Origin of the sequence: Variovorax sp. PAMC26660, assembly GCF_014302995.1 — a bacterium.
Taxonomy (GTDB): domain Bacteria; phylum Pseudomonadota; class Gammaproteobacteria; order Burkholderiales; family Burkholderiaceae_C; genus Variovorax.
In genome coordinates this window covers 3,333,847-3,355,019 of the sequence record NZ_CP060295.1, presented here as the reverse complement: position 1 = coordinate 3,355,019, position 21,173 = coordinate 3,333,847, and the positions used below count along the sequence as shown (strand labels likewise).

General features: G+C 61.1%; 19 protein-coding genes. 4 read left to right on the top strand and 15 right to left on the bottom strand.

The window, feature by feature from the left end:
• Nucleotides 1–35: 35 nt before the first annotated feature.
• The 11 genes from H7F35_RS15980 to H7F35_RS15930 all read right to left on the bottom strand — a co-directional run bounded on the left by H7F35_RS15980 (nucleotide 36) and on the right by H7F35_RS15930 (nucleotide 10,920).
• Nucleotides 36–2,573 (bottom strand): glycosyltransferase, encoded by a 2,538-nt coding sequence (locus tag H7F35_RS15980; RefSeq protein ID WP_187113791.1) that lies wholly within the window; start codon nucleotides 2,571–2,573, stop codon nucleotides 36–38.
• A gap of 76 nt (nucleotides 2,574–2,649) precedes the next feature.
• Nucleotides 2,650–3,687, bottom strand: coding sequence for a GDP-mannose 4,6-dehydratase (gmd, locus tag H7F35_RS15975; protein ID WP_187113790.1), 1,038 nt, complete (start codon nucleotides 3,685–3,687; stop codon nucleotides 2,650–2,652).
• A gap of 140 nt (nucleotides 3,688–3,827) precedes the next feature.
• Nucleotides 3,828–4,973: a dTDP-4-amino-4,6-dideoxygalactose transaminase gene (gene rffA / locus H7F35_RS15970; protein ID WP_187113789.1), complete on the bottom strand. Its 1,146-nt coding sequence runs from the start codon at nucleotides 4,971–4,973 to the stop codon at nucleotides 3,828–3,830.
• Nucleotides 4,974–5,001: 28 nt separating this feature from the next.
• Entirely contained in the window at nucleotides 5,002–5,451 is a 450-nt protein-coding gene (locus tag H7F35_RS15965) for a GtrA family protein (protein WP_187113788.1), read from the bottom strand.
• Nucleotides 5,408–6,331: a hypothetical protein gene (locus H7F35_RS15960; RefSeq protein ID WP_187113787.1), complete on the bottom strand. Its 924-nt coding sequence runs from the start codon at nucleotides 6,329–6,331 to the stop codon at nucleotides 5,408–5,410. The genes H7F35_RS15965 and H7F35_RS15960 overlap by 44 nt, the downstream gene beginning before the upstream one ends.
• Nucleotides 6,328–6,999, bottom strand: coding sequence for an acetyltransferase (locus tag H7F35_RS15955; RefSeq protein WP_187113786.1), 672 nt, complete (start codon nucleotides 6,997–6,999; stop codon nucleotides 6,328–6,330). The genes H7F35_RS15960 and H7F35_RS15955 overlap by 4 nt, the downstream gene beginning before the upstream one ends.
• Entirely contained in the window at nucleotides 6,996–7,634 is a 639-nt protein-coding gene (locus H7F35_RS15950; protein WP_187113785.1) for a class I SAM-dependent methyltransferase, read from the bottom strand. Before H7F35_RS15950 ends, H7F35_RS15955 begins: the two co-directional genes overlap by 4 nt.
• Entirely contained in the window at nucleotides 7,631–8,422 is a 792-nt protein-coding gene (locus H7F35_RS15945) for a class I SAM-dependent methyltransferase (RefSeq protein WP_187113784.1), read from the bottom strand. The genes H7F35_RS15950 and H7F35_RS15945 overlap by 4 nt, the downstream gene beginning before the upstream one ends.
• A gap of 28 nt (nucleotides 8,423–8,450) precedes the next feature.
• On the bottom strand, nucleotides 8,451–9,287 hold the full coding sequence (locus H7F35_RS15940; protein WP_187113783.1) for a phytanoyl-CoA dioxygenase family protein: 837 nt from the start codon (nucleotides 9,285–9,287) through the stop codon (nucleotides 8,451–8,453).
• Nucleotides 9,284–10,228: a glycosyltransferase family 2 protein gene (locus H7F35_RS15935; protein WP_187113782.1), complete on the bottom strand. Its 945-nt coding sequence runs from the start codon at nucleotides 10,226–10,228 to the stop codon at nucleotides 9,284–9,286. The genes H7F35_RS15940 and H7F35_RS15935 overlap by 4 nt, the downstream gene beginning before the upstream one ends.
• Nucleotides 10,225–10,920 (bottom strand): WbqC family protein, encoded by a 696-nt coding sequence (locus tag H7F35_RS15930; protein ID WP_187113781.1) that lies wholly within the window; start codon nucleotides 10,918–10,920, stop codon nucleotides 10,225–10,227. The genes H7F35_RS15935 and H7F35_RS15930 overlap by 4 nt, the downstream gene beginning before the upstream one ends.
• A 166-nt stretch (nucleotides 10,921–11,086) precedes the next feature.
• Here H7F35_RS15930 and H7F35_RS15925 point away from each other — a divergent pair, with 166 nt between their 5' ends.
• The 4 genes from H7F35_RS15925 (at nucleotide 11,087) to H7F35_RS15910 (ending at nucleotide 16,636) form a co-directional block, all read left to right on the top strand.
• Nucleotides 11,087–13,006 carry a hypothetical protein gene (locus tag H7F35_RS15925; protein ID WP_187113780.1) on the top strand — a complete coding sequence of 640 codons (1,920 nt, stop codon included), beginning with the start codon at nucleotides 11,087–11,089 and terminating at the stop codon, nucleotides 13,004–13,006.
• Nucleotides 13,007–13,069: 63 nt separating this feature from the next.
• The gene (locus H7F35_RS15920) at nucleotides 13,070–14,053 is read left to right on the top strand and encodes a class I SAM-dependent methyltransferase (protein ID WP_222622028.1); all 984 of its coding nucleotides are present in this window, start codon (nucleotides 13,070–13,072) and stop codon (nucleotides 14,051–14,053) included.
• A gap of 8 nt (nucleotides 14,054–14,061) precedes the next feature.
• Nucleotides 14,062–15,480, top strand: coding sequence for an MBOAT family O-acyltransferase (locus H7F35_RS15915; protein WP_187113779.1), 1,419 nt, complete (start codon nucleotides 14,062–14,064; stop codon nucleotides 15,478–15,480).
• Between the two features lies 1 nt (nucleotide 15,481).
• Nucleotides 15,482–16,636, top strand: a complete 1,155-nt coding sequence (locus H7F35_RS15910) for an alginate O-acetyltransferase AlgX-related protein (RefSeq protein WP_187113778.1) — start codon at nucleotides 15,482–15,484, stop codon at nucleotides 16,634–16,636.
• Here the strand turns inward: H7F35_RS15910 and H7F35_RS15905 are convergent, their stop codons facing one another.
• The 4 genes from H7F35_RS15905 to H7F35_RS15890 all read right to left on the bottom strand — a co-directional run bounded on the left by H7F35_RS15905 (nucleotide 16,637) and on the right by H7F35_RS15890 (nucleotide 21,169).
• Nucleotides 16,637–17,767 carry an acyltransferase family protein gene (locus H7F35_RS15905; RefSeq protein WP_187113777.1) on the bottom strand — a complete coding sequence of 377 codons (1,131 nt, stop codon included), beginning with the start codon at nucleotides 17,765–17,767 and terminating at the stop codon, nucleotides 16,637–16,639. It abuts the gene before it with no gap.
• A 20-nt stretch (nucleotides 17,768–17,787) separates the two neighbouring features.
• Nucleotides 17,788–18,945, bottom strand: a complete 1,158-nt coding sequence (locus H7F35_RS15900; protein ID WP_187113776.1) for a hypothetical protein — start codon at nucleotides 18,943–18,945, stop codon at nucleotides 17,788–17,790.
• A 71-nt stretch (nucleotides 18,946–19,016) separates the two neighbouring features.
• Nucleotides 19,017–19,805 carry a PIG-L deacetylase family protein gene (locus H7F35_RS15895; protein WP_187113775.1) on the bottom strand — a complete coding sequence of 263 codons (789 nt, stop codon included), beginning with the start codon at nucleotides 19,803–19,805 and terminating at the stop codon, nucleotides 19,017–19,019.
• 17 nt (nucleotides 19,806–19,822) lie between these two features.
• Nucleotides 19,823–21,169 (bottom strand): ANL family adenylate-forming protein, encoded by a 1,347-nt coding sequence (locus tag H7F35_RS15890; RefSeq protein WP_222622027.1) that lies wholly within the window; start codon nucleotides 21,167–21,169, stop codon nucleotides 19,823–19,825.
• Nucleotides 21,170–21,173: the final 4 nt, after the last annotated feature.

Genomic DNA, 21,173 nt, shown 5'->3' with positions numbered 1-21,173 from the left:
CTCACACCGCAGGTCAGAAAAAAACCAAGGCACCTTCAGGTGGTCTTCACCGGCTCAAACTCGCCGTTCTGCGCCATGATTTTCTCGAGTGAGCGTCGGCACTCCAGCTCCTGGCGGGCGGACCAGGTCTGATCAGCCACGGCCAGTGCATGCAGGCAGATTTTCGATGTCGCAACGCGCGAGTAATTGTCTTCGACGTACTTCAATCCCGCCTCGCGCATACGGTCCCACGACGCTTCATCACCGTAGAGGCGCAACACCTCGGCGGCAAACTGCGCCGGGTCGTCCGTGATCGACAGATGGCCGTCGCCGACGGCGGCGATGCCTTCGGCGGCGATGTGCGTTGCCACGCTTGGAACGCCATGCGCAAGCGCCGTCACCAGCTTGCCCTTGATGCCCGCGCCGTAGCGCAACGGTGCAACGAAAACACGCGATTTCACGAAGTAAGGCGCGAGCTCTTCGACAAAGCCCGTGACCACCACGCGATCAGAAGCCATCGCCAACACTTCGGGCGGCGGCTTGTTTCCGACGATGAGAAGCTTTGCCTCGGGCGGCAGGCCTTGCTGCAACGCCGGCCAGATCGACTTCATGAAAAACAGGATGGAGTCGACGTTAGGAACGTGCGGGAAATTGCCCAGGAACATGATGTCCGAGCGAGCCGAGAACCCGGGCGTATCTCGGTACACCTCGGAGATCCAGGGCAGCACGACCAGATTGTTGAGCGGCGCCGGCAAAGACTTCTGGATCACGTCCTCTTCAACCTGCGTATGGATGAACGAGGCGTCCGCCTGCGCGAACATCTCGAGCTCTCTCTTCTTCGTGACCTTGGCGGCGAAGAGCGCGTGGGGCGTGTTGGCTGTTTCAGCCGCGCGCGTCTCCCGCAGGAAGTGCAGGTCGACATTGGCAAAGAGCAGGCGTGTCGCCGGCGCCTTCTTACGCAAGTCCTGGTAGACCACATCCGCAACGTTGTAGCGATACAGCAATGCGTAGTCGAAGGAATTGTCGAGCGCGAGCAGGTCCGCCACATCGCCCGCGAACGGCTGGTAGTAACAGCAAACGCCACGACGCTGCAGGGCGCTCGTGTATTTCTTCCACCAGTGCGGCGAATGCAGCGGCAGGAAGCTCTCGGCAAACCCCGACTCGCGGTACGCACTCATGACTTCGTTCGTCACGATGGAGCCGGAGTCCTGATCAGGCGTTGGAGTCAGGGCGTCAATGACCAGAATGCTGCGCTTGACTCGCCAGCTGGCAGCGCGCATCGAGCTCGTGCCCGGCTGCGGATGCTCCTTCAGTTCGGCACTGAAGCGCTTGGCGAACTTCTGGAGATTCGTCACCTGGTAGGCCTTGATGCCCTTCGAGGTGTCGCGGCCGTGCGTGATGCCTTCGTAATGGACGGCACGCGACGTCGGCACGAACCACACCTCGTAACCCGCGCGACGCAGCCGGAATGCAAGGTCCGCGTCTTCGCAGTAAGCCGGCTTGTATTCGGGGTCGAAGCCGCCCAGCTCATTCCAGACGGTTTTGCGAAGCGCAATGGAAGCGCCGGAAATGAAGTCGGCCTGGCGAGCAAAGCAGTATTGCGGCCGGTTCGGGTCTTCATTGCGCCCGTAGTTGTGGGCGGACCCATCGCGCCAGAAAATGCCTCCCGCCTCCTGAAGCGTTCCGTCGGCGTTGAAGAGCTTGGAGCCCACCATGCCCGCCTTGGGAAACAGCTCGAAGGCCTCGACGAGTTCGTCGAGCCAACCGTCCACGACGCGCGTGTCGCTGTTCAGCAGGATGACGATCTCGCCCTTTGCCATCTGCACCGCGGAGTTGCAGCATTCAAGGAAGCCACCATTTTCTGCGCGACGTTCGTAGCGGATCCAGGGGATCGCTTTCAATACGTCCGTGCGCGCAGCGGCCGGCGACGCGTCGTCGGCAATCATCACTTCAACCGAATATCTGGAGCGAAGCCTCGCAAGCGAGTCGAGACAATTCAGCACGAAGTGCGTTTGCCCGTACACCGGAATGATGATCGAAACCTTGGGAGACGTTGCATCAACGGAGAGCAGGGGCGTGCGCGCTGCCATTGCCTTTGCAGCATCGGCAACCGTGCTGCCGGCCTCCCGCTGCTCAAAATCAAAGCCTGTGCCCGCGAAATACGCTTGGCCGGCCAGCAGTTCGTACTGAACCACGTCGTCGGGCAAAGGATAAGGGCGATCAACGTCCGTCCATGGGCTGTCGGTCCGCACGTTCCGCGGAAGGACACGACGTTCGGCACTGCCGCACCGCACCCAATGAACTAAAGGGTTGAGCTTGGCCGCTCGCACATCGGCGTTCTCGCCGAGGTATGCGCGCATTGAGAAATTGGGGGACGGCTCCAGGCCATTCTTCCAACCCTGGACGAGATAGTGCTTGAGCAGATCCCCACCGGCAGCAGCCGTCGCAGGGTACTCCTTGCGATAGAAATCCGCATCGAACAGACCGCCCTCTTTGATCGCCCGGACATCCGCCGCAGTGTGACCGGGGCTCACGCCCAAAATGTGCAGCGCTTTTCTGGAAAGCCGAGCAGCTTGCTTGAGTTCGTTGATCAAATCTTCTCCACTTTGGGCGTCTTGGTGCGCCTATTCCATCTTGCAAAAACTCGGTGAGGGCACGATCAGGGTGCCGTCAGAAAGAATAGCCCTGCTTGTTGCGACGGAGGTCTGCCTCGACCATCATCGCGCACAGTTCCTCGAGCGTGGTTTTGGGCTCCCAGCCGAGCTTCTGCTTGGCGCGCGTCGGATCGCCGATCAGCAGGTCGACTTCCGCAGGCCGATAGAACTTGGGGTTTACGCGCACCAGCGTCTTGCCGGTGGCGATATCGATGCCAACTTCGCTGTGCTCTTCGCCCTCGAAGCGCAGCTCGTAACCCGCGGCCTTGAACGCCATGTCGACGAAGCGGCGCACCGTCTCGGTACGGTTCGTGGCAAGAATGAAGGTGTCGGCCTCATCGGCCTGCAGCATGCGCCACATGCCTTCGACATATTCCTGAGCGAAGCCCCAGTCGCGCTTGGCGCCAAGGTTGCCAAGCTCCAGCACATCGAGCTTGCCGAGCTTGATCTTGGCCACTGCGTCGGTGATCTTGCGCGTCACGAACTCGCGTCCACGCAGCGGGCTTTCGTGGTTAAACAGGATGCCGCTGGCACCGAAGATGTCGTAGCTCTCACGGTAGTTGATCGTCATCCAGTGCGCGAACAGCTTGGCAACGCCATAGGGACTGCGCGGATAGAACGGCGTGTCCTCGACCTGCGGGATCGCTTGCACTTTGCCGAACATTTCAGAAGTCGACGCTTGGTAGAAACGGATACCCCGGTCGGTCAGACGAATGGCTTCCAACAGATGAAGCGCGCCCATGCCCGTGATTTGTGCCGTGGCGTCGGGCTGGTTGAAGCTCACACCGACAAAGCTCTGGGCAGCGAGGTTGTAGACCTCGTGCGGCTTGGCGTCCTTGATGAGGGTGAGCGAACTGCCGAGGTCGGTGAGATCGTGCTCAACCAACTTCAGATCAGGGTGATCCTGGATCCCCAACTCTTCCATCCGCCAGAAGTTGACCGAACTGGTGCGACGGAACGTGCCATGCACGACATAGCCCTTGCTCAACAGGAGTTGGGCCAGGTAGGCGCCATCCTGACCAGTGATGCCGGTGACGACTGCGATTTTCTTCATGGGTAGTTGGAAATTTCTCTATATGGAAAACGTGTCGCGTAATTGTGCCGCAATGATTCAACCGACTTTTTGTGGCAGGCGCCTAAAAATTCCGCAATGGCGTTTCCACAACAGTTTCCCAAAACGCCCAACGGTCAGGGTTACTTCAGCATGGCTTCCAGCACTGCAACCACTCTGTCCTGCTGCTGCTCGGTCAACCCCACCCACAATGGGAGGCGAACCAGCCGCTCCGACTGCGAATCGGTAACGCCCAGCGTGTCGCCGCCATGGGTCCGTCCGTATCGCCGGCCGGCAGGCGACGAATGCAGCGGCACATAGTGGAACACCGAATTGATGCCTTCTTTCCTGAAGTCGTCAAGAAGTCGCTGCCGGTCGAAACCGTCTGCAAGCAGGACGTAATACATGTGTCCGTTGTGGACGCAATGCTCGGGAACGATCGGCCGGCGCAACACGCCCCGGCGCTCCAGTGGCTCGAGCGTCGTGTTGTAGCGGTCCCATGCCGCGAGACGCGCCTGCGTGACGCGGTCGGCTTCTTCGAACTGGGCCCACAGGAACGCGGCGATCAGTTCGCCCGGCAGGAACGACGAACCCACCTCCTGCCACGTGTACTTGTCGACCTCGCCGCGGAAGAAACGGCTGCGATCGGTGCCCTTTTCGCGGATGACTTCGGCTCGCAGCGCCGCCCCCGGGTCATTCACGAGCAACGCGCCGCCCTCGCCCGAAATCACGTTCTTGGTCTCGTGGAAGCTGTAGGCTCCAAAGTGCCCGATGGAGCCCAGCGCGCGGCCTTTATAGGTCGACATCACCCCCTGGGCCGCGTCTTCGACGACCTTGAGGTCGTGCCGTGCGGCGATGGCCATGATTTCATCCATTTCGCACGCAACGCCAGCGTAGTGCACCGGCGCAATCGCCTTCGTGCGCGGCGTGATGGCCGACTCGATGAGCCTTTCGTCGAGGTTCAGCGTGTCCTCGCGGATGTCGACGAACACCGGCACCCCGCCGCGCAGCACGAATGCATTGGCCGTCGACACGAAGGTGTAGGACGGCATGATGATCTCGTCACCAGGTTTGATGTCCAACAACAACGCGCCCATCTCCAGCGCGGCGGTGCATGAATGCGTGAGCAGCGCCTTCGAGCAGCCGGTACGCTCCTCGAGCCAGGCATGGCAACGCTTGGTGAATGGGCCGTCTCCCGCAAGGCGGCCATTGAAGTGGGCCTCCGCGATGTAGAAGAGTTCCTTGCCGGTCATGTGCGGCCAGTTGAAGGGGATGCGTTGGTCGTTCATACGGTCGATTTCCTTGCTGCCCCGCGCGTCATTCGCGCTCCGGGTTCTTGAAAACAAAAAACTTGAATGCGAGGAACAGGTAGCCGGCGACGATCAGGATCGCCGCTCCCTGAACCCATTGATGCGGATAGCCCAGCTTGCCGACAAAGACCAGAAGCAGCGACAGATTCAGGCAGTAGCCCACCGCATGCGCAAGCACATAGCGCATGCCGCTCGCCAGAACACCGCCCTGGTGCGCAAACGTCAGGCGCTTGTTGCCCCAGAACCCCAGGATCGCGCCGATCACATAGAAGAAGCTCATGGTGGCCGCTGGCGGCGCCCCCAGATGCGTCACAAGCAAATAGACAAGGAAGCCCGCAATGTTGGTGGCCAACCCCAGCAAGCCGTAGCGCAACAACTGCCCCGCCGATGTTCGGATCGCGGCCCATCGAAATTCATTCACGGCCTGCAACCGCAAGACCGAAGCCGCTGCGGCCATATCCATTGCCGTTGTAGAGCATGTAGCGCAGGCCGTCATGCTCGAACACGAAGGGATATTCGATCATTTCGGAATCCCAGCCCTCGCTCGAAACGTCAATGCCCGTGTCCGCAAGCCGAAGCTCCCAGTTGCCGCCCGTCGGGCAGAAGGCATACCCGATGCGATACGTCTGGCCGACCTTGCCGCGATAAGAGAACCACATGTGGAGCCCTTGCGCATCCCGGACCACGGTCGGCCTCGAATAGGCTTGCGCCACGCCGATCTCGAAAGGCACCGCCAGCCCATCCTTTTCCCAGCGCTCGCCATCGGCGGAACTGGCATGTTGAATGACGTGAAGCATCTCGCCATTGCCTGCGTCCCAGTTCAGGGTGGAGCCATACCACATGTCGAAACGCGCATCCTGGCCAGTTCGCATCACCCACGGGTAGGAGAGGCTCAGCGGATCGGTCGCGTCGGACGCGAGCAAAGGCGCCGCATCGACCATCGTCAAACCGAAGTCTTCGCCGACCTGCAACCGCCCGATATCGCCGCGCCAATGAGCGTCCGGCGGGTTTTGCCAACCCATGAAAAGCATGTGCTTACGGCCAGCGGTGTCGTAGCAGTTGCCAACGCTGACACCGTCCGCATAGAAACTTCCCGCCGGCCCATGTTCGAAAACCGGTTCCGCGTGCTCTTTCACCACCCGGCGCTGGACGATGTCGACATCCACCGCGCCCACCGAGGAACGCTGGAGCGCATCGCGTCCGCTGAAATAGACACGGTAGACATCTCCCTTCATGTGCACCGGCAGCGGATTGGCTGCGTGCGACAGGAGCTTGGGGTGGCGCCGATCGCCGGACGGGCAGTAGAGCAGGCCGAGCTTTTGCCAGTGATGCGTCATATACCCCGCAGCCTCGTGCTAGGCACCTTCGAGCGCTCGGTCGCCGCGCCGATGTACACGCCCTCCGACTCCGCGTCGGCCAGCAGCAGCGCGCCAGCGCCGATCACGCAGCGCGCACCGACCTTGACGTGATCGCGCAGCGTCGCATTCACGCCGATGAAGCACTGCTCAGCGATCTCGACGCCGCCCGATACCACCACATGAGAAGCGATGAAACAGTGATCGCCGATCACCGAGTGGTGGCCGATGTGATTGCCGCTCCACAGGGTCACGTTGTTGCCTATCGTGACAAAGGGCTGGATCGTGTTGTCCTCGAAGATGAAGCAGTTCTCGCCGATGCGCCCCTGATTGAGCACGGTCGCACGGGAACTGACAAAGCTCGCGAGCAAATACCCCAGCGCCTTGACGCCGAGGTACTTTTCCTTTCGCACCGCGTTGAGCTTCGAGTAGCTGAGCGCCACGAACACCTCGACATCGCCCGGCGAATGACGAGCGGCCAGTTCTTCGAACGGCACCACCGGAAGACCGCAGAACTCGGGGCCGGGCACGAAGGCCGCGTCGACGGTGAAAGCCACAACCTCGTACCCGGAGTCCGAGCTGAAGTAATAGTGCGCGAGCTGCCCGATATCGCCGCAACCGAAGATGACGAGCTTCTTCGTTTTTTTCATGGTGTCTTCCGCACGATCATCGTGAATTCATACAAGCCGTAGTCGTGCATCAATGCGACGTTGCGCGAGTACCGGCGCTTGCACAGATCGAACAATGCAAGCGGGTCTGCGTAGTAGAGATCGAGGCGCATCCTGTCCTTGTCCGAATAGGAAGTCAGGCAGTTGAATGCGAAGCCCTTGGCGCTCGCTCGATCCAGCGTATCGAGCATCGCTTCCGCATAAGCCTGCCACTCGGCATCGGACCGGCCCATTCGCACGTTGAAAATGCCGCTGGCCACGCTGTAGTCGGCCACCCGGTCGGCTTCGCTTGCAACGACAAAGCGCGCGTTCAGCTTGCCTTGGTGACGCTGCTCGGCCGCACGCACCATGGCTTCGGACACATCGATACCTGTGTACTCGAACGCCTTGTACCGGGGCACCAGAAAGTCGCACAGGGCACCATATCCGCAGCCCAGATCATTGAGAGAAAACGGACCATCTGCGGCGATGACTTTGCACAGTTGCTCGAAGCGAAGCACCTGGCCTTCTTCACCGTTCCAGTCGACGCCACGCGGGCTCTCACCGTGCTCGGCCAGCTTGCCGGTGTAGTAGTCGGCAACTTCGGAGAGCAGCGCTTGGCGGGAGTCGGACGTCATTTGTCTTGCGCCCGTGTTGCAGGGCTGGCTTCGAAATAAAGCACCAGCGCGCGCTCGGAGCGGGCGAAGAGCTTTTGGATGAGAAAGGCCGGGAACATGGTGACGGGATTCAGCACCACACCGAGCAAGGAAGGAAAGTGCGTCTTGAACGCGACCTGTCGGCGACCCGACGCCTTGGTGCGATCGACCAGCGAAAGATTCAGCTTGGCGCGCTCCGCCCTGTTGACCAGGTAATTGGAAACAGGCAACAGGAAATTGGATATCGGGAAGGTGAGGCCCGCGACATGCTTGAGTTTCCAGCCACTCTCGGAAACCAGTTCCTTGATGGCCGTGCGGGTGTAGCGCCGGCAATGTCCTGCAATGTCATCCTCGATGCCCCAGTGCGCTGGCGATCCCGGCACGATGCCAATCATTGCGCCCTGCGGCTGGAGCACCTGCAGAGCCTTGTGCATGAACGCATGCTGCCCCTGATCGTCCATGTGTTCCATCACCATGCATGAAATGACGAGGTCGGCCTTTCCAACCTGGTCTGCCGGGGCCTGCAGGAAGTCATGGTTGACGGGCATGAAACGCCCGCCTGATATCTCCGAAGAAAAGCGTTGCTTCAGGCTGTCGATCGTGCGGCTTTCGAGGTCGTACGACGAACCCGTCCATCCATGATCGAGCAACAGGCGCGTGATCTCGCCGCTGCCAGGGCCGATCTCGATGAATCGACCTGCCTGAACACTGCGCAAGCGCTCTTTCAGATACATCAGCTGCAAAAGTGTTCCGGGAGGCAAGACGGCCATTTTTATGGTCCTCCGACGAGAAGATAGGTCATGATTTTTTTGACTCGCGGCTGGAGAGATAAGCCCCCACCGAGGCGGGCTCCACGTCGCCGAACCCGAGAATGTCCCGTGCCTCGGCAGACAGGTTCGCTCCATCGATGTTCGACGGGAGATTGATCTGCTGCTTGAAATACGGAATGTTGAAGACGTGATTCACAGCCCGGCGTGCAACATTCGTCTTGTTGAAGCCACCCGCGTGAAACATCATGCAGTCGAGCAGGATGAACGAGCCCGCCTTGGCCTCGATCTGCGTGGCATTGCGCTCCACATGGGAGCGAGAAGGAAAGGGCTCGGCCTTGTGCGACGCGGGAAGCACGAATGTGGCGCCGTTGTCGAAGGTGAAGTCGTCGACACAGAAGAGCGCATTGATCGCCAATGGCCTCGACGAAACGAAGTGCTGATAAGGCAAGTCGCGGTGCCATGCGCTCTGGTTGTAGCCCTCCTGCGGAGGGTTCACGATACCGTTCTGCTGGTTGAGGATGAACTTTCCCTGTATCAACTGCTTCAACACCGCCATGAGATTCGGGTTGAGCGCGAGTGCGAGAAAGGTCTCCTTTCCCGCGGGCTGGGTCAGCACCGACCGGACGGTGTAGAACTCGTCCAGGCTTCGCAGCCGAGCCTCTCCGTGCGTTTCGATGTACGTCTTGCGCGCACTCTCGAAAGCATCGGAAATACCCCGAAGCTCTGCCGGCGCATAGCCGGCATCGAGCAGCGCATACCCGAGGTGGCGAACCTGCTCGGCCGCCTGGTCCGCAGGGGAGCCTTCCGGTGTGCGGTCCAACAGCCCGTAAGAAGCAGATGGGACGAAACGATCGACATTGCTCATATCTGCTTGCCTGCCCTGTCGGGATGAGCGAAGACCTGCCGCACGATGGTGTAGGGCCGGCGCTTCACCTCGGAGAATATTTTCGCGATGTAGATGCCCTGGACCCCAAGGAAGAAAACGATGAGGCCCGAAAACAGCCAGATCGACGCAACGATCGAGGTGTAGCCGCTGGGCGGCGCCGCACCCAAGAGATAGCGCAGCGACAGATAGACGATGTAGAGCAGCGCCGAAGCCGAAATCAGCAGCCCCGAATAGAACGTGAAAACCAGCGGCAGGCTGCTGAACGAGGTGATCGCGTTCACGAGGTGGCTGAACTTGCGCGACAGCGAGTAAGTTGTCGGGCTGGTCGCGTGCTTGCGAACGACCTGCTGCGATTGCCGGAAGCCGGTGATCACCCACAGGCCGCCGATGTTCAGCTCGCGCTCTTCGTGCATCAGCAGTCCGTCGACATAACGGCGCGTCATCAACCGCGCCGTGACGATGTTGCTCGGCTGCACGATGCCGGTCAGCGTGCGGAAAAGCTTGTAGAACAGCGTGCCGGTCATCTGCTCAACGAATCCACCGCGGCGCTCGGCCTGCACGCCATAGACCACGTCGGACGCGTCGGCCTCCATCTGGGCCGCGAACGAGGTCAGCCATTCCGGCTCTTCCTCGAGGTCGCTGTCGATCAGGAACACGCGCTCGCCGCGCGCCGCGGACAGGCCGGTCATCATGGCCTTGTGGTGTCCGAAGTTGCGCGACAGGTCGACCACCACCACGTGGCTGTCTCTCTGCGTGAGTTGCACCGCGACATCGAGGCTGTTGTCCGGCGAACCGTCGTTCACGAGCACGATCTCGTAATCATCGCCGGCGAGTTGCCGCGCGGCGGCTCCCGCGCGGCGGCAGAACTCGTCGATGTAGGCCGCGGATTGGTACAGGGTTGCAACGATCGAGAGCTTCATATGCCGGCATGCCTCATGAAGCGACCCGCATCCTTGCCGCAGTTGAACAGCAGATCAAGCATGGTCACGCCGTGCGCGAACTCGCCCCACAGCTGGGGGTACTCGGGATAGCCGGCGTAGTCGAACCAGGTGAGCTGGATGCCGCTGCGCTCGAAGACGCTTTCGTCCACGTAGTCGCGGGCGGACGGGCCCGACACGTACTCGGTGCCGCCCGCCTGCGCGCACAGGTCGGCCAGGCGTTCGGTCTTGCCTTCGACCAGCGTGTAGTCGCGCGAATCGCTGATGACCGTGTCGATCCTCAGATAGGTGCAGACCGCTTCGATGAACCGGCGATTGAGCTCGGACAGGTGGGTGTACGAAGCGGCCAGATAGAGAGGCTCGAGCCAGGCGGCGATCTCAACGAAGTGTGGTGCGCGCGCGTAGTTTTGCGCGAGCGCCTTCCAGTGCGCGGCGGCCCAGTCGCTGCCGTCGATCTCAGTGTCCCTGATCTTCTGGTCGTACTTGCCCTTGACGCGCACCGGCACCGTGAGCCACTGCACGCCCTGCGGCGTCTTGATCTGGTTGCGGTTGCGCCAGTCGCGGCGTGTGTACTGCATGTCGTCGTACAGGATGAACTCATCGACTGAGCCGATCAGGTCGAAGTAGCCTTTCCACGGGATGTAGTTCGACTGCAGGATCGCTACTTTTTTCAATGCTCCGGCCCTTCTGCGTTGTTGCCTTAATACAGGGCCGTACGTCGGAAGATCAGCCCCGAAGTTCCCCGAGGGATTATCGGACACAATTTGGAGACAAATTAAACCTCGGGAGGCGCTTGGCCTCCACGCGGTTCCACGACCCAGCCAGCCGCCACAGATGCACGTGTCCATTCCTTCCGCCAAAGCCCGGCTGCTTCCGATCGTCGCTATCTCCGTCCTGACAGCGCTCGCCCTTTTTCTCTGGGAAGGCGCCAAGGGACTGAACCTGTGGGACGAAGGCTTCTTCTGGTACGGCGTGCAGCGCGTCATGCACGGCGAGGTCCCGCTGCGCGACTTCCAGGCCTATGACCCGTTCCGCTACTACTGGTCCGCCGCGCTGATGGGACTCTGGGGCAGCGACACGGGCATGCTCGGGTTGCGCGCCTCAGGCGCCGTGCTGCAGGTGGCGGGGCTCTTCTGCGGCCTGCTGGTCATTGCCCGAGGTGCCCGGCCGGACCGAAATCGCCTGTATCTCGCCACCGCATCCATCGCTCTGGCCGTCTGGATGATTCCGCACTTCAAGATGGCGGACATGTGTGCATCGATCCTGCTGATCGGCGCACTGACGATGCTGATCGAGGCCCCCACCGCACGTCGCTACGTTCTGGCAGGCGTGTGCGTGGGCTTTTCGGCCTTCATGGGCCGCAACCACGGCATGTACGGATTGGCCGCGGCGGGCGCCGCCATCCTCTGGCTGAATCTCCACCGCACGCAGGGCCCCGCGTTCGTGCGCGCAGCGCTGCTGTTCGCGGCCGGCGTCGCGCTCGGGTTTTTGCCCGTTGTCGCGATGCTGCTGCTGATTCCCGGGTTCGCATCGGCATACTGGGAGGGCATTCGCTTCCTGTTCGAAATCAAGGCGACGAACATCGGCCTGCCCGTGCCCTGGCCCTGGCGCGCCGACTTTTCAGGACCGGTGGCGGCCATCGTGCGCGACGTGATGCTCGGCGTGTTCTTCCTCGCGACGCTCGTGTTCGGCATCGTTGCGCTGATCTGGGTGGTCCGGAACCGCTGGCAACGCAAGCCGGTGGTGCCTGCGTTCGCCGCATCCGCGTTCCTTGCACTGCCCTATGCGCACTACGCCTTCTCGCGCGCAGACTTCTATCACCTGGCTTTCGGGATTTTCCCGCTGCTTGTCGGCTGCTTCGCGCTCGCGCTTGCACAGCCGGGCGCAAGAACCCGCTGGGGGGTCGCGGGCGCGCTGCTCGCGGCCAGTGTCTTGACGATGTACGGCTATCACGCAGGTTGGCAATGCCGCTCGAGCGAGCGCTGCGTGGACGTCGAGGTGTCAGCCAGCCGCATGCGCGTGGACCCGGCCACCGCCAAGGAAGTGGACGTCCTCCGCCGGATTGCCAAACAGTACGCGGCCGGGGGACGAAACTTCGTCGCTGCGCCGCTATGGCCCGGGGCCTACGCGCTGCTGGACCAGAAGTCGCCGGTGTGGGAGATCTATGCGCTGTTCCCCCGCCCCGCCGCGTTCGAGGAGGTGGAAATCGCGCGAATCAAGGCCGCCGACCCGGGCTTCGCGCTGATCTACGACCTGGCACTCGATGGCGACGAACAGTCGCGCTTCAAGAACTCGCATCCGCTGACGTACCGGTACTTTGTCGACAACTTCCAGCACGTGCCCAATCCGCTGAAGCCCGAGCTCGAGCTCTTCGTTGCCAAGGGCAACCCGGGGCTCGCCAGCAAGCCCGAATTTCTGCAGAAGAGTGCCGAGGAGCTCGCCAAGCTCGCCGCCGGTGCCGCAAGGATGCGCATCCTTAATTGGGGACCGCGCTCAGCATCCGCCGGCACGGTGCCGAATGCACAGCCGGACGGCAGCGCCGGCATCTGGGTGCAGGTTGCCGACGCGGACGACATCGGTGACGTCCGGATGACGCTGGACGGCAAACCCGCGTCATCGACCGGGGTCTCCCCGACCGCCATCACCGCGGCCTTTGCACCGGCGCTTTTCAGCGCTGAAGGCGACCATGAAATCGCCATCGAGCAGCTTTTCACAGGCACCGTGATCAAGGTCGGCAGCTTCTCGGTGACGCCGAAATAGCGCTTGCCGGGCCTACTGCACAATCGAGCCCGCTTTTTCCAGCCACACAACAGCCAGAAACCCATGATCCTCGACGCCGTCCAGCCCAACCTGGCCATGTTCATCCGCCCGCTTCGCCTGGTCTCCAGCGGCTGGACTGGGCATGTGCCCTTCGGCGCATGGCTCACCGCCGTGCAGCAGCCTCGCATCTTGGTCGAGCTGGGCTCGCACTTCGGCATGTCGTACGCGGCCTTCTGCCAGACTGTCCAGAACGAGGGCCTCAACACCAAGTGCTATGCGGTCGACACCTGGCAAGGCGACGAGCACGCAGGCTTCTATGGCGACAGCGTCTACAACGACCTGACTGCGTTCAACGACAAGCATTTCGCGGGCTTTTCGCGCCTCATGCGCATGACCTTCGACGAGGCCACGACCTACTTCGAGGACGGCTCGGTCGACCTGCTGCACATCGACGGGCTCCACACCTACGAGGCCGTGAAGCATGACTTCGAGAGCTGGCTGCCCAAGCTGTCGGACCGCGCCATCGTGCTGTTCCACGACACCAATGTACGCGAGCGCGACTTCGGCGTCTGGCAATACTGGGCCGAGGTCACGAAGAAATATCCCGGCTTCGAGTTCGATCACTCGGCAGGCCTGGGCGTGCTGGCCGTCGGTCCCAACCAGCCGGCGGAAGTGCGCAAGCTCCTTGACCTGCCCAAGGACCAGCCCGGCGCCAAGGCGGTGAAGGAGGTCTTCTCCAGCCTGGGAGAGTCCGTGCTGCGCCGCTGGGAACTCGAAAGCACGCGCCTGGAACTGGCTTCCAAGGCGTCGGACGTCGAGCGTGTGCTCGCCCAGTTGGCCAACGTCGACAAGGAGCTGAGCACCCTGCAGAAGGACCACCGTCACGCGGCCAGCGTGCTTTCAGAGCGCGACGTGCTGTTGAAGGAAAACCAACAGCGGGTCGCAGCGTTGGCCCAGGTCGAAGAGGCCCATCGCCAGATGACCGATTCGCTGTCCTGGCGCATCACCAAGCCGCTGCGCGCCGCGCGTCGCATGTTCAAGGGCTAGAACGCAAAGTGACTTTCAGTTCGCCCGGCTTCCTGTTCGGCTTCATGCCGATCGTGTTCCTGCTGTATTTCGCTCTCCCCGCACGCTCGCGCAACGCGTTCCTGATGCTGGCGAGCTTTGCGTTCTATTTCGTGGACGCAGGGCTGGTGTCGGTGGTTCTGCTGGGGTCGGTGGTCGTCAACGCGCTCATCGGCAACGCGCTTTACCGCATGCCTGCCGACGGCCGTGCCCGCGCCTTGCTGGCGGTCGGCGTGGTCGCCAACCTGGTGCCGCTGATCTACTACAAGTACTGGAACTTCATGCAGCGCGCAGCGCTGGACGCGGCCGCCGCGCTCCAGATGCCCGCGTCATGGTCGCTCAGCGACATCGTGCTGCCTGCGGGCATTTCGTTCTTCACGTTCCAGGGCATCTCGTACATCGTCGACATCTACCGGCGCGACGCGCCGCCGGCGCCCACGCTGGTCGACTTCGGCATGTACCACACGCTGTTCCCCCAGCTCATCGCCGGGCCGATCGTGCGCTACAGCGAGCTGGTGAGCCGCATCCAGCACCGCCCCGTTTGCCTGGAAGACGTGCATGCCGGGCTGCTGCGCTTCTGCCTCGGCCTGGCCAAGAAGATCGTCATTGCGGACAACGTGGGCGTAGTCGCCGACCGCATGTTCGGGCTGCCGGCCGACCAGCTCGGCACCGCCGCCGCCTGGATCGGCATCCTGGCGTACACGCTGCAGATCCTGTTCGACTTCTCGGGCTACTCCGACATGGCGATCGGCATGGGCCGGATGCTGGGGTTCAAGTTTCCGGAAAACTTCAACCAGCCCTATCGGTCGCACAGCATCACCGAGTTCTGGCGGCGCTGGCACATGACGCTGTCGCGCTGGTTCCGCGACTACCTGTACATCCCGCTGGGCGGCAACCGCGCGGGGCCGGTGCGCACGTACCTCAACCTGCTCATCGTGTTCGTACTGTGCGGCCTGTGGCACGGAGCGGCCTACACCTTCTTGCTGTGGGGGCTGTTCCACGGCGTGCTGCTTGTCATCGAGCGGCTGGCGCTGAACCGGTTCGGCTGGACGCCGCGCGGCTTCAGCGGCTGGCTGACCACGCTGCTGCTGGTGATGGTCGGCTGGGTGCTGTTCAGGGCGCCGTCGGCCGGCGTTGCTGGGCACTACCTGATGGCCATGGCCGGCGTGACGACAGGCGAGACGCCCGCGGCCGCATGGTCTGTGCTGACATCCGACAAGCTGCTCTTTCTGGTGATCGGTAGCGTGGCGGTGCTGGTGCCCGAAAACTGGCGGCTCACCGCCTGGCAACGCGCAGGCGACTCGATTGCCGCGCCGGTCCTCTCGCTGGGCGCTCTCGTCCTCTTCGCCTACTCGGCCATGCTGATCGCAGCCAACGGATTCAATCCGTTCATCTATTTCCGCTTCTGAGATGCGCTCTACTGCCACCCGCCGGATCTTCATCGCGGCCTTCCTGATCCTCACGCTGCTGCCGGGTTTGCAGATGGCGACGAGGCTCGTGCCAGAGCTCGAAATCGACGAGCAGCGGACGCTTGCTGCGCCGCCGAGCATGGCGCACCCGGATCGCTACCTGCAGCAGACCAACAGCTGGTTTTCGGACCACTTCGGGTTTCGGGCGCTGCTGATCCGGCTCAAGGCCACGATCGACTACCGTCTGTTCCGCGTGTCCGACAAGGTTCACGTGGGCCGCGACGGCTACCTGTTCTACCGCAGCACGCTGGACGTCGAAAAGCCGATTGTCGACACCTACCTCCAGGCCCACGAGGCCACAGTGGTCGAGGGCGTACGGCGCTATGCCGAAGCCTTGCAGCAAAAGGGCATCGGCATGGTGATGGTCGTCAATCTGCTGGGTGACCGATTCTTGCCCGACAAGCTGCCTACCTCGGTCGCCGAGCGGCCGCCGCTGCGACGCATCGACAGCCTGCTCGACAAGTTGAAACAGGTGCCCAACGTGACGTTCATCGACAGCACGGCCATCCTGCAAGAGACGGAGCGCTCTCGTCCGATCTTCCATCGCACCGATTTTCACTGGAACGACCCTGCGGCCTACCCGGTGGCCAAGAGCGTTGTCGATGCAATGAGCCGGGCCGAAGGACTTCCGGGTAGCACGTGGACGCATCCACTGCTCTACGAAACGCATTCGTACAGCGGCGGCATCGCCCGATTCATGCCGTTGCTGCGCTCCCCATCGGAGAAATCCATCTTCGTGACGCCTACATGGCAGTGGCCAAGTGGCTTCGCCAGCGTGTCAGGGCCATCGCCGTACACGGATGTCAGCCATGTCGCACCAGGCACCCAAGGCTTGCTACACCCGGTTCTGTTTGTCGGCGATAGCTTCATGGACGCGTGGATGCGCAACGGTATGGCGGCATATTTCGAGTCCTCTTACCGCCTGCGCTGGGGTGAAGGCTTGCGCTTGTCGGCGATCACTGCAGCAATACCTCCGGATGCTCGGTGGGTCGCGGTGCAGTTCATCGAAGTGCAGCAGGCTGCATTACATGCTTTTGCTGACGAGGCAGATGTGGCACGCTCCATCAAGCTGCTGCAAGCACGTACCGCATGGTAATCAAGGCTTTTCCGGCAACAAGACACTTGCGCGCTCCTTGCGAGCCATCAAAAAATCCCTGAGCCCCTTCGCGGCGCGAATGCCCCATTGATCGATGGGCGTCAGCACTGTTGCGCAGGCGATGCAGACCGCGGCAATTGAGAGATTCAGCCAGAGTTTTTCCAGATCGGTCGGCTGGTCGATCCATTGGTACGCGCGGTTGCCATAGGCGAGCAACAACGGCCCGTGTATGAGGTAGAGGGGGAACGAGATCCGACCCAGATAGCGACTCACGGAGCCAGAAAGCATCCTGGCCAGGGTTGTGTTGAAGATGCACGGAATGATCAGAAGCGTTGCGACCGTCAGACAGGCGCCGAACGGATCGTTTCCGGCCCGGGGCAGGAGACTGGCGCCATAGATCCCTGGCACCAGGAGCAGCAACGAGGCCTTGGACCACAGGCTCGCGCTGCGTGACCGAAATTTCGACACATGAATCTCGGCAAGCACAAGGCCAAAAACAAATGCCGTGTAGATGGGATGAATGAAGTACGCCACGATGGCCAGTGCGGCATAGATGAACATGCGCCGCTCGAGCCGACCTGCGACATAGAGCGCGCCGAGAACAAGACACGATCCCCAGAGTTCGAAGCACATGGTCCACAGCGGCCCAATCAACGCCTTGCTGAAGCTGTAATCAAAAAACGTATCGAACAAGGAGGATCTGATGACATCCCAAAGCGACGGCGCGACAGGCAGGAAGCTTTGAAAGTTGGGAAGGCGCTGCTCAGCCGGGAGAACAAGGCCTGTGACGAAAAAAAGATACAGGATGAAAGTCGCACACAGAACAGGAATTGCCAGCCGCACATAGCGGCCGAGAGCAATTTTCGTCAGCGACTGCCGATCGCGTCGGCGGCAGAATTCGATGGAAATCGACAGGCCCGACACCAGAAAAAATATCCAGACGGCCAGCACCCCATTAAAGAAAAACAATTTCCGAAGCGCGATGGTCACATCCGCATTGATTGGAAATGCATCCACAAATACATGATAGATCAGGACGATCAAGGCACCCCAACCGCGAAGGCCGTCGAGAAACAGAAGCCGCTCTGCTGCCAACGGCGAATTGGCAGAAAAATTCTCTTGTGCACCCATGCCAAATCTGTTACTGATGTTCACCAGTAGGTCCCAACGAGCATGAAATAAGGCGTCGCGAACCAGATTGCGCCAAAAATTACGTGCAATCCAAAAGCACACCAAGCGGGCAATGCCTTCCTCCATTCAATTGCGCCAAGAGAAATAGCGCTCTCTATGTACAGGACAAAAGTAACAACTTGAGCCGTCCAAGCAAAATTCCCATGCATTAACCTAGGGCCGGTTTCAACGATGCAAAACCCGACAAACATTCCGACGCCATAAAGAAACCAAGCAAATGCAAGTTTTTTCGTGAATCCGCCGGCCCTATACAAAACCCAGCTGGCGATGACGGGAAAAAAAATCGATGCAGGAAATTTCAGCAACACATCCTTGGCGCCCCCAAATACCTCGAATGGGGAAAATCCGATGCCTGCGCCAGAAGCCGAAAAATTCATTCGATATTGGAAGACAAGCACGATCAATGCTGGCAGGACGAAGAGCGCAAGATTGCGCGCAACTTCCCTCCAAGAGGATCGCGTCGCTCGAGCAATTTCAACAGCGAATGCGCACGGTAGGAAAACTATCAGAAAAGACGGCTTGGCCAGTGCAGACAGCACGATGGCCAAAGGCAAAACTACCAGCAATGCGGCGCTTTTTCTTTCGTCAAAAGAAAGCGCAAAGTATGCATACACAATGACAACAGAAAATATTTTGCAAAGTGTTTGAGTTGGATTGTGATACACGACAGGAGACACATAGCCATAATAAAAATTATGCACGAATGCTGTCTGCAAAAAAATATGCGACGCCACAAGGACGGATGCGGATACCGCAAATACGCCAGCAAGCTTCGCTTGCGGCGCGACGCGACGAAGTCGCTTTGCAATAATCACTGCCATACCACCATAGCACAGCGCCATGATTAAAATTGTGGCGGCCTCATATCCGATGCCCGTCGCACCATTGACTCCAATAAGCAAAATCTGCAGCAGGAAATGAGGCGACGAAATATCCGAAAAGTGGCAGATCGTTTTCGCGTACTCGATATGAAGCGCAATGTCTCCCGCCTGATATGCATACGGGATAAATGCCAATGCAAACGTCAAAGAGACTAAAATTGCAAAAATCACAAAGGCAGCACTCTCTTGGAATTTTTTTGTCCAAAAAAATGACGTCCCGGCAACTGCTTGCTCCATCGCACCCTATCCTATTTTTTCAACTGCCCGGCTACAACCGAAGCCGCTCTGCGTTTTAACTGGCGGCAGGACTAAATTGCAGCCGACAGCAAGGAGGAACTGCGCACAAAAGCACCGACCCGGGCACTGAGTTCCGCCCAAGTCGTGAACTGACGCCGCTCATAGTAAAGCGCCCCCTCATGCGGCCTCGAAGCCAGCCGCTCGGGAGCCACCGGCTGCATCGCATCCCGCCCGCCGAACACATAGTGCAGCAGCACGAACGGAAACAGGCCGATCCAGGTCTTGCGCTGCGTCGGGTAGCTGAGGCAGTGGCGCATGAACGCGATGCGGTGTCCCCACGGAACCGCGACGGGCTCCACCGGTCCGTTCATGGGTAGCGGCTGCATGACGTTGAACAGCTGCCCGGGGCGCTTGTAGCCGTTGTACAGCGGCGATTGCCTTGCCAGGTGCAGCAGCCCCGCCTGCAGCGCGACGGTGACGCCCACGGCATGCAATGAATCGTGGTCGGGATGGCCGCCCTCCCAGGCTGGCAGGTACAGCCCGCGCAGCGACGACGGGCAGGCGCTGATCCAGCCGCGCAACCAGGCCGCGGCATCGTCGAGGCGGTGCATCAACGCGCCGTCGTCGATCTGCAGCTGCTGCCCCGCGAAGATCACGTCGTCCGCTCCCACGCCCAGCTTTTCCAGCACGGCGAGCGACTCGCGATTGCGCGCCTCGGGGGACGCACCGCCCACGGTGCCCGTGGTCATGAACGCGCAAACCACCCGCGCGCCGGCGGCCCGTTCATCGAGGATCTTCTGGAATACACCGAACTCGTCGTCCTGATGCGCAAAGAGAAAAAGTGCGGTGCCTGCGGTCATGCCACGACGGTTCGCGTTCAAGACTTGGCGCGTACGCGCTTGAGCCGGTGCGACTGGGCGATTTCGGTCACGAACTTGATCTTGGCGGGAATCATGAACGGCTGCAGCCGCTCCTTGCTCAGCTTGCGGATGCCGCTGCGCGCCGCCGCCTCGTCGAAGCCCTCGCGCAGGATGACCTGCGCGCAGACGATCTTGCCCAGCAGCGGGTTGGGCTCGCCGTACACCACGGCATCGGCCACTTCGGGGCAATCGAGCAGCACGGCCTCGACTTCGGCCGGGTACACCTTCTGGCCGCCGACATTGATGATGTCGGACTGCCGCCCCAGCACGCGGATCCATTCGCCGTCGGTTTCGACCAGGTCGCCCGTCATGAGGAAGCCGTCTTCCGTGAACGGGCTCGGCGCATTGATGTAGCCCAGCATGGCCGAATCGGCACGGATCTGCAGCATGCCGTCGACCACGCGCACGTTGTAGCCTTCGCCGCCGAGCTTGACCCACAACGAATCAGGAGAGCGCGACTTGGCGCGCAGCACGCCCAGTTCGATCATTCCGTAGGTCTGGCGCAGCTCGATGCCGGGGAACACCTTGCGCAGGTTCCTCAGCGTCGTCTCGGGCATCGGTTCAGCGCCGTAGGTGATGAGCTTCAGCGACGTGAGGTCGTGCCCCAGGTAGGCCTTGCTGATCAGCAGCATGCTCAGGAAACTCGGCGTCGCCGGCAACAGTTCGATGCGGTGGGCAGCTACAAGGGCACACACCTGTTCCGGAGAGCGGCCGGCCGGCACGACGATAAGGCACAGGTTCGACAGACAGTGAAGCAGCGTATTAAGGCCACCCCAGTGATCGAACAGCAGGAAGTTGAGTGTGATCATCGCGGGGCGAACCGCATGGAACTTCTCCATCAGCTTGGAGAAATCGTGCACCACCGCCTTCGGCTTGCCCGACGAACCGGAGGTGAAAAGCACCAAGCCGGGCGCGGCGCGCTCAATGACGATCTTGTAGAGATCGGGCAACGGCCGCGAAACGAGCTTCTCGAAGCTGGCTTCAGCCGTCGACACGTCGATCAGCCATTCGGGCGCCACGTCGTCGATTGAACCGCCAAGACTGTCATAGGCCTCGGGGGTCAACGGAATGATGATGCAGCAGCGCTCGATGAGTGCGAGCAGCATGCTCACAGCCAGCGCCGAATAGTCGCCGCGCAGAATCACCGGCATGCCGGGCTGCACGCCTGCGGCCTCAAGCGCCTTTTGTTGCTGTGCGATGGCGAAGGACAGTTCTCCGTAGTTGACGGAGGTGCCGCGGAAGACGACCGCAGGGGCTTCAGGCTTCGACGCGAATCTGTCGAGAAGGAATTGGATCTGGCTCACTGTC